Source organism: Massilibacteroides vaginae (assembly GCF_900178525.1).
Classification (GTDB): domain Bacteria; phylum Bacteroidota; class Bacteroidia; order Bacteroidales; family Tannerellaceae; genus Massilibacteroides; species Massilibacteroides vaginae.
In genome coordinates, this window is sequence record NZ_FXDJ01000006.1 from 546,258 (window position 1) to 559,885 (window position 13,628).

7 protein-coding genes, 1 tRNA gene and 1 pseudogene are annotated in these 13,628 nt (G+C 41.2%); 6 read left to right on the forward strand and 3 right to left on the reverse strand.

From position 1 onward, the window contains the following. Positions 1-387: 387 nt before the first annotated feature. Both B9Y81_RS02750 and B9Y81_RS02760 read right to left on the reverse strand, forming a co-directional pair. Positions 388-4,311: a DUF6383 domain-containing protein gene (locus tag B9Y81_RS02750; RefSeq protein WP_085535453.1), complete on the reverse strand. Its 3,924-nt coding sequence runs from the start codon at positions 4,309-4,311 to the stop codon at positions 388-390. A gap of 1,136 nt (positions 4,312-5,447) precedes the next feature. Beyond that, positions 5,448-6,044 (reverse strand): annotated as a pseudogene (locus B9Y81_RS02760) (master DNA invertase Mpi family serine-type recombinase); the annotation flags it as partial. 258 nt (positions 6,045-6,302) lie between these two features. On the opposite strand from B9Y81_RS02760, the gene B9Y81_RS02770 reads away from it, so the two are divergent. From B9Y81_RS02770 to B9Y81_RS02795, 6 genes are all read left to right on the forward strand, one after another. Continuing rightward, positions 6,303-8,927 carry a valine--tRNA ligase gene (locus tag B9Y81_RS02770; RefSeq protein ID WP_085535457.1) on the forward strand — a complete coding sequence of 875 codons (2,625 nt, stop codon included), beginning with the start codon at positions 6,303-6,305 and terminating at the stop codon, positions 8,925-8,927. 179 nt (positions 8,928-9,106) lie between these two features. Continuing rightward, on the forward strand, positions 9,107-9,964 hold the full coding sequence (locus B9Y81_RS02775) for a sugar phosphate isomerase/epimerase family protein (protein ID WP_085535458.1): 858 nt from the start codon (positions 9,107-9,109) through the stop codon (positions 9,962-9,964). Positions 9,965-9,975: 11 nt separating this feature from the next. Further along, the gene (locus B9Y81_RS02780) at positions 9,976-11,004 is read left to right on the forward strand and encodes a DUF6340 family protein (RefSeq protein WP_085535459.1); all 1,029 of its coding nucleotides are present in this window, start codon (positions 9,976-9,978) and stop codon (positions 11,002-11,004) included. A 62-nt stretch (positions 11,005-11,066) separates the two neighbouring features. Beyond that, entirely contained in the window at positions 11,067-11,528 is a 462-nt protein-coding gene (locus B9Y81_RS02785; RefSeq protein WP_085535460.1) for a hypothetical protein, read from the forward strand. 35 nt (positions 11,529-11,563) lie between these two features. Then, positions 11,564-11,636, forward strand: a tRNA-Thr gene (locus B9Y81_RS02790). 151 nt (positions 11,637-11,787) lie between these two features. Next, positions 11,788-12,585 carry a hypothetical protein gene (locus B9Y81_RS02795; RefSeq protein WP_085535461.1) on the forward strand — a complete coding sequence of 266 codons (798 nt, stop codon included), beginning with the start codon at positions 11,788-11,790 and terminating at the stop codon, positions 12,583-12,585. Between the two features lie 4 nt (positions 12,586-12,589). Here the strand turns inward: B9Y81_RS02795 and B9Y81_RS02800 are convergent, their stop codons facing one another. After that, positions 12,590-13,627 (reverse strand): DUF4249 domain-containing protein, encoded by a 1,038-nt coding sequence (locus B9Y81_RS02800; RefSeq protein WP_085535462.1) that lies wholly within the window; start codon positions 13,625-13,627, stop codon positions 12,590-12,592. Position 13,628: the final 1 nt, after the last annotated feature.

Below are 13,628 nucleotides of genomic sequence, written 5' to 3' on the forward strand. Positions count from 1 at the left end.
AAGCATCTCATACTGTCGGACTATTGTTTAATGAAGTTTTATGCAGAGATCTCTCCACTTCGGTCGAGATGACAAAGGAGGGGTGGTCGTGGTGATAAAGGAAGGATGGTTGGGGTGACAGGGAAGGAAGGAAGGGGTGGTTGTGATGACGGGTGTAAGTGGGGTAAATAGAAAAAAGCTACCATAAAACGAATTTTATGGTAGCTCTTTACATTTGTTTTGTGCTTCAATCTTCACAGACTAAAAACATTTCTTTTTCTACTTTTACCTCTTGTTCACTCTCTCGAGATACTTATCTGCCCCCTCCTGAGAGGGAGCAGATTCAAGGTATTATTTAATATTAATTTATCACTATCTACCCAATAGGGTAAACAATTTCGTTGTTTTTTATTTTACAATTGCTTTAATAGCGTCTTCACCTTGGATAGCTACTACTACGATTCCCTTAGGAGCAGAGATTGTAGCGTTATCTGAAGTGATAGTTGTTTTAGCAACAACCTGACCTAAGATATTATTGATTGATACAGTTTTTCCTGCAGCATTCAAAATAGTTACGTTGCCATTACCAGCGATAACCTTAACATCTGTAGCGTTGATGTCTTCGTTTGAAGTTGGGCGATCGTCTGTGTTTGCAATACGTAAGATCTGAGCTTGGTTAAGCAATTGATTAAGCGTTGATGTTCCGTCGATTTCAGTATGGTCACCATTAATGTTATATTTCTGAGCCAATACTGGAACTCCGTCAAGGATCTGTACCCAACTTGCTTCGCTGAATGTTCCATAAGAACCAGTTACATTAAGACCTTTAGATTCTAACAAGATAGTTTCTTGAGAATCGTCTGTCAAACGTAAAGAGAAGGCTACATTCTGGTGAGCATCGTTCAATACGATCTTATCTACTTTACCTGCATTAACAGCGTCATTCAAAGCAGCAGGATCAACAACGTTCCATTTGCTTGTTACATCTTTGATTGTAGTGCTTTTGAATACGAACAAGTATTCACCTTCACTCAAATCAAATGCTTTACCTACTTGAGCAGCTTCTTCAGCAGTAACATTCATGTGGATTGCTTCAACAAATCCAAGACGTGAATAGTTTCTGTAACCGTAGCTACGAGCTTCGTTCAACATGTTATGACCTGCATATTTATCGATAGAGTCATTCAAGTTAATCATTACGCGACCAGCCAGGTAACCATTGTAGAATACGTGGTGAGATTTATCGTTTTCGTCAGCAGTTGATTCGCTTGGGAAGTAACCGTGTTGGTTAGTTGAACACCAGCGACCATCTTTCACGCTATCAGGAGCAACGAAGAATAAATACTTCGGCATACGTGGGTTAGAAGAGATAACAGAATCAATATAGAATGCTGTTGTGCTTTCTTTACCTACAGGTTTTACGTTTTCAGCAGTAATTCCTAAATAATTAAATCCTTTGATGTATTCGCCGGCATTTAAACCTGCAGCGTTGTTACCATCTTCGAATAAATATTCAGTAGCTTCAGCGTTAGCACCTCTTTGACGGAATACTTTACTTACTGTATTGTTTCCTTCTAAAGAAAGTGTTTTGTACAATGGACGTGGGTTATCTGTAAATACGAATGCAGATACGCGATCCATAGGAGCAGTGTTCAATGATGCGAATGAAACCTTAGCGTTTTGATCTTTTACGTCAGCACGTTTGAATCCATTTTCAAAGAATTTACGTCCTGCATAAACACCTGATTCATCTGGATTTGCTTCAAGCATCATAGAGTCTTTTGCCATAACTGTAAGTCCGGCGTATGTTTTACCATTGATCCAGTATTCTTTCTTGAATGAAGCTGTTTGACTCCATCCTGTAGCATCAACTAACGCATAAGCATTAACCGGTGTATTGTCTGAAGTAACCTGATCTGCTTTGAAATAGAATGTACCTAATTTCACATTCTTTCCATCTACATCTTTCAGGTGAGCCATCTGATAATAAGAATTACCGTTAGCGTCTTCTTTAACAACAACATATCTCCATTGGTTGTCTACCAAGTTGGCGTCTTTAACTTTCAACGAATAACTGCTTCTTTCCAATTGAACCGCACCAGCCAATGCACTTGCATAACCGAAGTTATTAGCATACAATGTGTCGATTTCGAAATCAGACCAAAGTTCAGTCTTAATACCTAATAATTTAGAGTCACCATCAATGCTAAGGAATTTATCTGTGTTAGGGGCTCCTAATTCAGTAGCTTGCAGATATTGCATTGCATAAGTTTCGTATTTCAAACTTTCAGCGTTGAATTTTTTGTAACCCAAATAAGGATCAGCTTTGATCGCAGCAGGAACTGCTGTGAAAGAAATCGTGTCGCCACAAGAAAGATGTGCATCAGCAAACAGACCATTTGAATTTGATTTTACATCATAATCACGGTGGTTGATGATGTAATATTTATCTGTTGAACCTGCAACTTTATACAATTGTCCTTTGAACAATGGAGCAGGAGTTTGATCTCCGTATTCACGGTTTCTAATTGTTACATAAGGAGCATCGTTGTTAACAGCACATGTGTCACGTTCAACAACCCATTGAGTAGCCGGCATTTGCAGGTAATCTTGGTTGTCATCCGGTCTGTCATACATCAAACGACCTTCCATGTTGTAAACAAGGTACATACCATTTTTGCGGTAGTCTGTTTTCTTGTTATCACTTACGTTGATTTGGATCATGTATACATCACTTGCAACAGCAGCGCGTTCAAGATAAGTATATGTATGGTCGAATTGTACTTTCAATCCCATTTCAGCAGGAACATTAGTCAATACAGGTTTACCATATTTAGCTGTAGCGTGTGCGGGAGCCAACGGATTGGTTGAACTACCTACGCTTAATACCTGTTTTGAATCGATACCGGTACTTTTATTCATTAAAGTAAGTGCAACCGGTTCAAGTGCTAGTTTAGGTGCTACTGTATTTGTTGTTGCTGTAGCTGCAGCTCCGGCACCGTGAGGTACACCCGCATTAACAGTATTATAGAAAGACGTGATAGCAGCACCAGACAAATTAGAAGCTAACCAGTCTGTACCAGCTTTTTTATCCTCATCACTTACAATTGAAGCATTCAATGGTTCGAATGCCAAACTGTCCGGAGTTGGGAAATAAGTAACTTTCCAAATATAACGAGCAGAAAGAGCATTTATTGGGGTAGTTGCAGGGTCTTGAGGTGTTGTAGCCGCAGGCGGATACACATCGTTTTTAACCACAAAGCCACTATGTTGAGAAGGAAGCTGGTCGTTTTCGTACGTTTCGTCTGTCGCTACCATTAAATATTTATCACCATCTTTCAATACAACGCTATAACCGGCATAAACACCTCCGGTTGCATTATCCACCTGTGTGTCAGTCACGTCAACCGCAGTATAGTTTGATTTGAAGAAATCGTTAGCTACAGTACCGTCTGCTAATTTAAATTTCGCGTTAAGTGCTGTATTCGTTCTGTTTGCTAATGAATTATCAGAATCGATCATTGAGTTAATGTCTGCAGCACTCAATACGCGCGCACCTGCGTTACGTACCGTAAAGTTCAGGATATTGTAGCCAGCAACCATTGCATTACCAGCACCAGTAACCTGAGAAGAAGGTATATCAACCAATACTACCTCGTCATTTGTATTAATCGCCAAACCAAGCACTCTTTCGTCAGCACCTTCTCCGTGATTAAATGTATAAAGCTTAGCTTCATCAAAATCACCTGTTGCATTTACATCAGCGGTATACCAACGCCAGCTGCTGATTTCTGTTTTGTTAACCGTAGCAGCAGTACTCACACCGGCCTTTGTTATTACTGAACTAGCACTTAAGTCAGTCAAAGCGTCCAACTTCACAGCATCATTGCAGTTGTAGCTTAATTTAAAGCCGGTTTCCTTGTTGGTGAACTCATACAAATAAGCTCCCTGAGTCCTTGAAACCACGTTGATCTTCCACAAAGAAGCATTCAAAGAAGCATTCGAAGCAGGGGTTGTTAATGAAGACTGGTCAACAGCTTTCAAAGTAAGTTCGCCCGTGTCATAATCACGCATCTGAACCAATACTTTCGTACCTGTACCACCTGGAACAGTACTACTTGCATCAGTAACTTCCAATTGATACCACTTTGTAGATTCAATTTGTTTTACCGCTAAGTCGTTTTGAGTAGCATCAAAAGAAGCAGAGCCTACTGCTTGCGTACGATAAGGAATCTCCGCACTCGTACTCAAACCTGCATGCTGAGCGTAGGCAGAAGAACCTATACCCAAAGCCGCAGCAGCAGCAAATAAAGTAAAAATTTTTTTGTTCATAAAATAATAGAATTAATATTAGTAATAGAATTACTTAAAATTTCTTTTTAATGACTTGTATATAGTTAAGCACAGCAACTATGCACAAGCAAATTGCATTGGAAGTGCACAATTCAAACCGTCAATTAAAATGTACAATTGAATTTCGAAAACAACGGCTTGATTTGCCGTTTTTTGTGCATTATTGGTTATAATCCCCGATACATAGGTTAAATCTGTTTCAATAAAGGATATTTTCCTTTTTCCATATATATAGAAAAACTTTACCACAGATATAGAAAAGTTTTTCCACAGATATAGAAAAAGGAAAAGAAAGGATATAAAAGGAAAAGAAAAGGATATAAACAAAAAAGAAAAAGATAGCCTATTAATTAATGTATAGGAAAAAAAACGTCGTGTTGTATTGAAAATGCTTACATTCGTACTCGAAATAGTCGGTTATGGATAAGAATGAATAGGGTAAGGAAAAAAAAACACGGAAAGGAATTGCCTATCTCAATGTTATATATATCTTTGCTGTTGAATTTAATTGACGGTTATAAGTATTCTTTTTTCTCTGATTTAGTAGTGTTCTCAATTTCTAAAGACTTAAATATCAATTTTCCATAGATATAACAAGTAATTTTCACACATACTAAATTCGTTTTACGTAGGGAGAGTAATATCTTCAAACGTATTTTGCGTTTGTTTCTTTTTTAAGAGATGGAATAACAGAATTATATTCCGCTTTTAGGAAGTAAACCAGCCATTTATGGCGAAAATCCGACTTGCGCACAAGCTAAAAAACAGACAAAAAAAATCCCCTGTCCCCCCTTTTTCAGAGAGATACAAAGTAGCTTTAGTCATAATTATACGACTAAAAACAGATTAAAAAGCAGGAAAATCGCGCTTTAATTCATCTCGTAATCCATACTTAGTTGCCAAATAGACAGCATCAGCGAAATTCCCGGTTTTTTAGCACTTTGAAGGATTTCTTTCAGTTTATCCAACAAACGATCCATTTTCGGTAAATCAAGCGGATTTATCGAAGGAGCGCAAAGCTCCATTCCCTGGCTAAGACAAGACGAGCCCGCCTTGCATTGCAGAAAAATTCGTCCGTCTACACGAATCGCGTCTTTTTGGATTAACACTTTTTTCTCCAACAAAAAGTCCTTGATAAATGTGGTAAGCGTATACCGGTGAACTTTTAACCTCCGTGCTATCGCACAAATTGAATTACGTTTCGCAAGCAAATCGTTAATCAGATTCTCCTTTCCTGTTAATTTTCTTTTCTTCGAAAGGCTTCCCTTGGGCCGCCCCAAAATTTTTCCTTCAAAACGTTTACGCGCCAGCGCCTCCTTCGTACGCTGGGAAATTAGATTTCGCTCTATCTCCGCACTCAAGCCAAATGCGAAAGCAAGAACTTTGGAGCTGATGTCGTTGCCTAAACGATAATTGTCTTTGATGGTCCAGACCTTAACGCCGGTTTTCATGCATTGGTTTAAAAAACCCATAATCATCATCAGATTACGGCCTAAGCGCGACAGCTCGGTACAAATAAGGATGTCATCCTTTCTCATCTTGTCAAATAGTAAGCCTAATTTTCGCTCATTCACTTCTTTGGTTCCAGAAATTGTTTCCTCAATCCAAGAATCAACATTCAGACTCTCTCGTTCAGCAAACTCTTTGACTTCAAACCTTTGATTCTCGACAGTTTGCCTGTCGGTACTCACTCTAATATAACCATACACCATAAAGTAGAAAATTTTAAAAAAACATTAATAATACGAGTAGAAAAATCGGCCTGCTCTAAGAACAACTGAAATAAAATGCAGGCTAAATACCCTGCAAACTTAAGCAATCCAAAAACTATTACGAAGTATTCGCCGCGGTTAAAAGTGGTTTCTTGAAAAAGTAACCGCACAATAATGAATATTTTATACTTTTGCATTTTCCGGAAGAATCGCATTTTCCGGTGAAAAATGAATAACTATTTATTAATTCAGATATAGATGGAAATAGCAAGCAAGTACAACCCGCAGGAAGTGGAAGGGAAATGGTATGAGTATTGGATGGAACATGGTTACTTTAAGTCGAAACCCGATGGTCGCGAACCCTACACCATCGTTATTCCGCCGCCCAACGTCACCGGGGTGCTGCACATGGGACACATGCTGAACAATACGATACAAGACATCCTGGTGCGCCGTGCCCGTATGAAAGGTAAAAACGCTTGCTGGGTTCCGGGAACCGACCACGCTTCGATTGCCACCGAAGCAAAAGTAGTGGGCCGCCTAGCTGAACAGGGAATCAGTAAAAAAGAGTTAAGTCGCGAAGACTTTCTGAAACATGCCTGGGACTGGAAGGAAGAGCATGGAGGCATCATCCTGAAACAACTTCGCAAGCTGGGTGCTTCGTGCGACTGGGACAGAACGGCTTTCACCATGGACGAAACCCGTTCGGAAAGCGTTATCAAGGTATTTATCGATTTATACGAGAAAGGACTGATCTATCGCGGTGTGCGTATGGTGAACTGGGATCCCAAAGCACTGACGGCACTATCAGACGAAGAAGTTATATACAAGGAGGAACACAGCAAACTGTATTACCTCCGCTACAAAATAGAAGAAGAAAACGACAAGTACATTGTAGTTGCCACCACCCGCCCGGAAACAATTCTTGGAGACACCGCTGTGTGTGTGAATCCGAATGATCCGCGCTACGCCTTCCTGAAAGACAAAAAAGTGATTGTTCCGCTGGTAAACCGCGCGGTGCCCATCATTATGGACGAGTATGTGGATGTGGAGTTCGGTACGGGCTGTTTGAAGGTTACCCCTGCCCACGATGTAAACGACTATATGCTGGGCGAGAAATACAACCTCCCCGCCATCGACATATTTAATGACAACGGAACCATAAGCGAAGCCGGCACACTATACATCGGACAGGATCGCTTTGAGGTGCGCAAACAGATCACGCTTGATCTGGAAGCGGCCGGTTTGCTGGAAAAAGCAGAAAGCTACGAAAACAAAGTGGGTTACTCCGAGCGTACCAACGTAGTGATCGAACCAAAGCTATCCATGCAATGGTTCCTTAAAATGGAAGGATTGGCCAAACCGGCATTAGAGTCGGTTATGAATGACGACATTCGTTTTTATCCGGCCAAATTTAAAAACACCTACCGTCACTGGATGGAAAACGTGAAAGATTGGTGTATTTCGCGCCAGCTTTGGTGGGGACATCGCATCCCGGCTTATTTCCTGCCGGAAGGAGGTTTTGTTGTAGCGGAAACGGCCGAAAAAGCCTTGGCTTCGGCTATCGAAAAAACGGGCAACAAGGCACTTACAATCGCCGACTTGCGTCAGGACGAAGACTGCCTCGACACTTGGTTCTCTTCCTGGCTGTGGCCAATCTCTTTGTTTGACGGAATAAACAACCCGGACAACGCGGAAATAAACTATTACTACCCAACGAACGATTTGGTAACCGGACCGGATATTATTTTCTTCTGGGTGGCCCGTATGATCATGGCCGGTTATGAGTACAAACAAGAGATGCCCTTTAAAAATGTATATTTCACCGGAATTGTGCGCGATAAATTAGGACGGAAAATGTCTAAATCCTTAGGCAATTCGCCTGATCCTTTGGCGTTGATCGAGCAATACGGCGCCGATGGTGTGCGTATGGGATTAATGCTAACGGCTCCTGCCGGTAATGATATACCATTCGACGAGGCGCTTTGCGAACAAGGACGAAATTTCAACAACAAGATATGGAACGCTTTCCGCCTGATCAAAGGCTGGGAAGTAAGCGAAAGCGCCGAACAACCGGAATCGGCCCGGATAGCCATCAACTGGTTTGGCCACGTGTTGAACAAAACGATTGCGGAAGTAGATGATCTTTTCGACAAATACCGTCTTTCAGAGGCACTTATGGCAATCTACAAATTATTCTGGGATGAATTCTCGTCCTGGTATCTGGAATTAGTAAAACCGGGGTATCAGCAACCGATTGATAAGGATACGTATGCAGCCACGCTGAATTACTTCGACGCGTTGCTTCGTTTGTTGCACCCGTTCATGCCGTTCATAACAGAAGAATTGTGGCAGGCATTAACAGATCGCCAAAAAAACGAAAGCATTATGGTTTCGCCCATGCCGAAGGAATCAGCCACGGACAACAACCTGATCACTTCGTTCGAGAAAGTAAAAGAGATCATAGCAGGCGTACGCTCCATACGTTTGCAAAAAAACATCCCCAATAAGGAACTGCTATCACTTCAGATTGCCGGAACACACGACCATTCGTTTGACGAAGCCATCCGCAAAATGGCCAACCTGGAAACCATCAGCGTAGTAACAGAAAAAGACGCTACAGCCGCGGCTTTCCTGGTAGGAACAACCGAATATGCCGTTCCGCTTGGCAACAACATCGACGTAGCAGCCGAACTGAAAAAACTGAATGATGAACTTGTGTATCTACGCGGATTCCTTAAATCAGTAGCCGCAAAGCTAAGCAACGAGAAGTTTGTGGCTAACGCAAAACCGGAAATCGTAGAAAACGAACGCAAAAAGCAGGCCGACGCGGAAAGCAAAATAAAAACAATCGAAGAAAGCATCGCTTCGCTAAGCAAGTAGCCGGGGAAATTACCTGTAGTGGCCTATCGCAACTGTCCGGTTCAAGTAACCGAACAGTTGCGATAGGCCTTTATAAAACCTAAACAACCGTATTGATATTCTAAAATATTTCAGTATTTTTACGCTGTGTTCGCAAACATTCACAACACAGCATTATCAACTGATTAATTTACAATACCATGAAACACACAAGAAGGAATTTTTTCAAACAAGGTCTTGCAGGTGCTTTATTGATGGGTTCAGCCTCGATAGGGCACGCGGTAACCTTGCCCGATCCGGTCAAAGCGAAAGCTCCGAAAGCAGTAAATCCGTTCCAATTAGGCATGGCCGGATATACATTTGTTCACTTTGATTTAGAAACTACGCTAAAAACTTTGCAGCGTTTGGATATCCATTATCTTTGTATCAAAGATTTTCATTTGCCTTTTAACAGCACAGACGAGCAGATAAAAGCTTTTCATGAAAAGTGCGCTTCTTATGGTGTTACCGGATATGCCGTAGGGCCTATCTACATGAAAAGCCAGGAAGAAATAGACAAAGGCTTTGAATACGCGAAACGTGTAGGCGTGAAACTGATTGTCGGCGTTCCGAACTATGAGCTTCTGCCTTATGTAGATAAAAAGGTTAAAGAGTATGACTTCCAATACGCTATTCACTTGCACGGACCGGACATTAAAACCTATCCGGATGCAACCGACGTATGGGAGCATACAAAAGATCTGGATGCCCGTCTTGGCATGTGTCTTGACATCGGCCATGACTTGCGAAACGGATGTGACCCTGTGGCCGATCTGAAAAAGTATCACACACGTGTATTCGACATACACATTAAAGATGTGACAGACTCGTCCAAAGCAGGAAAAGGAATTGAAATAGGCCGTGGCAAAATAGACTTCCCCGCACTTATAAAAGCATTGCGCGAAGTTAATTACACCGGAAAGTGCAGTCTTGAATATGAGAAAGACATGAAAGATCCTTTCCTTGGAATTGCAGAATCCATTGGCTATTTCAAAGCAATGAATGATCTGGAATTCTAAAAAAAAGAGGTATGAAGAAAGCGTTGTTTTTATTCATTGTATTAGCGGTATTAACCGGGTGTAGCACCATAAGCTACATCAATATAGAAACTTTTAAGCCTGCGGAAATTACATTCCCCTCAGTGGTAAACAAGGTATTAATTGTAAACAACGCCGTGCCTCAACCCGAAAACTCCGGATACGAGTACAAACTTTTAGGAACGAAACAAGACACTGCCCGTGCTAAAACAGACAGTGCCTTGTTCGATTTAAGCAGAGCGTTGGGCGTTTCAATCTTAGAAACCAACTATTTCAGCGACGTACTTCTTTTTCACGAAACAACACGTGATGACGACAACTACCTATTAGACAAGAAGCTGTCTCAGGAAACGGTACAGACCCTCTGCGAAGAAAGCGATGCCGACGCCGTGATCTCCATCGATCGCTTGCTGTTTGACGTAACAAAAACAACAACCTCTTTCAATGCCTACCTATTCCTCGGCCTGATAGACGTAAAAATGTCGAGCGTTATGCGCGCTTACATTCCCGACAGAGAAACCCCATTGGCTACGGTATTATTGTCGGATAGCGTTTTCTGGAGCGAGCAGGGCGAATCGATCAAAGAAATAGAAAACTACCTGCCTTCTGTAGAGAATGCCCTACGCGAATCGGCAAAATACCTCGGCAGCATAGCCGCTCCGAACTTCGTGCCCCATTGGGATAATGAAGTGCGCTGGTTCTATACCGGTATATCCACCGAATGGAAGCAAGCCTCCGCGTATGCCTCAGTTCAAAAATGGGATGCCGCGGAACAAGTATGGCATACCGCTTACAACAAAACAAAAAGCGAGAACCAAAAAGCCAAGTTAGCTTCCAACATCGCGTTTGCCAAAGAAATGCAAGGCAACTATACCGAAGCCTTAGAATGGGCGGAAAAAGCGCGAATAACGTTTCAGAAAAAAGGCGAAAACACGCGAGACTATCAACTGTTAGATCAGTATGCAAAAGCCCTTCGGCTACGTATTGCCGAAAACAGAAAACTAAACATTCAAATTGGATAATCATAACCTATTATTCAGCAATATTATTACTACCTTTGTTTGAATATTTGAATTAGACGAAAATGGGTGCAAACAACGCAAAGACACAAACAGTAATAGAATCAACGTTTTCCACAGTTCTGGAGAAGTTGGCAAAAGAACATTCAACAGGTTTAGTGAATGATCTACACGTTCAACTTGACCGCGAAAGTGGCGAACTATCAATTTACGACGACACCGAATCATTGATAGAAAAAATAGTGATTTTCGATTGGGTTAACTTTCCACAACCGGAAGAAGCCTTTATAAAGCACGCGGTCTCCGCCATTAAAGCCGCATTGGCTTCATTAGCATCCAAAGAAGCTTTTGACCAGCCGTGCATAGCCAAACCATTCTCCATAAACCTGACAGACGAAGACTTTACCGTTACAGAAGAGCTCCTGTTCATCGACGATGAAGTATTACGGTTAGACGACCCTTTACTAAAAGATTTAGACGCCGACTTGGATGATTTTTTAGAAAAACTTCTTTCTGATATCGAATGATTTTTTACCTTTGTGCCCGAAATAAAAACAAATAAGCCGAAATAGCTCAGTTGGTAGAGCAATTCATTCGTAATGAATAGGTCGCCGGTTCAAGTCCGGCTTTCGGCTCAGTCATAATCAAGCAGTTACAAAAAAGTAGCTGCTTTTTTTTGGGTTGTAGGGCAAGTGTTTTATTTGATTGACTGAGAGCAGATTTATTGCGCTATAGTTTGTCAATCCGGATAAAAACGATTAACTTGCCATTTAAATACGATTGACTATGAAGAGAATATGCGTATTTCTACTGTTTTTCTTTTTAGGGGTGCAGGTTCTTCATGCACAGTCTGATTTCACCTTTATGCTCAACAAGGAAGGTAAGTTGATCGCTTTGCCTAAACGTATTAATTTTGACTTTAATATCCCCGAAGCTTCGTATAAGTCGTACACTCCCTCTATAGCTCGAATTAAGCATGATGTGCTTAAGCATTATGAACCGGGCGTAACTCCTAAATTAGATGAACGGCCAATGGATATGCAGGTATTGTCATTGGCTTATGAACCGTTTTATAATGTTTATTCGCCCATGCTGAAAAGGGTCTCTCCTACTGCTTTTGATTTTAATGAGGTGGAGTTCTTCCCTATCAATGAAAATCTTACTTTCGTTGTTGGGGGACAGCAACAAACATGGCCCGGACTGGGAGGACAAACCATTGCACACGCTTCTATTTACTGGCAAGATGGCCCTTGGACAATTGGAGGAGGTGGATTTGGCGGACGATATTTTACTCCGTTTAATCCAAGTGCCGAATTTGTTGGTGGGGTGAATGCACATGCCAGCTATCAAGCAACAGACTGGCTTAAGTTTAATGCCTGGGGGCAATATGCCGGTTACAACAGCAACGAACGAAATAACCCGCACATGTTAATGAGTCCCTATTTTTACCACAATAATTTCGGAACTTCGGTAGAAATTAAGGTAAACAAGAATTTTGGTGTAGGTGCCGGTGTTCAATATGACTATAACCCTATGGTCAGAAAATGGCAACGGCAGTTTTTAGTGTTCCCGGTTTTCCATTAAGCATTCAGGAAGTTCCATCCGGCATCTCTATTTCATATTTTGTTTCATTACAGGAGAAGACAAGCCCAAGCCCATTTATCACGTTAGAATAAGACATATAATTATCCCTTAACGGGGTTAATTGGATATTACCGACACTTAACGATAAACTACTGCTTCGCTTGTAATAATGGTAATAGCTTTCTGAAACAGACACCAATTTAACATTATATTTAATCTGCAAATCAAGAGAGTCTGATTTTATGGAATTTATCGGATTCGTAAAAGAAAGCTTCAACACATACTCATTCCCGTTGAATAGATTATCTGAAAAAATACCATATTCGTTGATTCGGGCAGCACCCATTGTTTGTATCGGAAGATCAGCGGTAAAGGCCGGATCTTCATAATTAATGAACCAGAAATCATCATCATACCCTCCATAACCATACGAATAAGGATAATAATAGTAGAAAGAATAAGACAATGGAAACTGTTCCCTCTCTTTCATTCCGTTCTTAGTAACTCCCTTACTCAGAAGTATACGATAATAGTTTCGTTGCTCTTTCGCATCTTCCATTTTGACATACAAACGCATTCTTTCCTCGGTCTTTGCATCAAGATAACGAACCGTATCGACCGTTAGCAAGACGGGTGAGTCCGGAATGCGGGTGGTAACAACAGCTATCGGATAGCCTTCAACTTCTGCTTCAATCCGTATTTCATCCCGTGCAAGAGGCTTTACACCGGCAAGACGATAATTTCCTTTTTCTTCTATATCGTTCTCCGCTTCGGGTTCTTTATCCTCCGGAATCATAACTCCGCTGAACTGATCATTGATGTATACACGTACAATAGCTAATTCCTTTAGCTCTGCGTCAGACAGTTTGCTGCCACTGCCAAAAGACTTGCTTAAATGTATTGCGATCTCTTGTTCAGGAGAAAGAATGCCGTTGATTACTAATTTAGGCTCTCCTATCTTAATCCGCACAATATCTTCATTCGCACAAGACAGGTGAAGAACCAACAACAACAAATAAAAGCCTATATCTTTTTTTTTCATA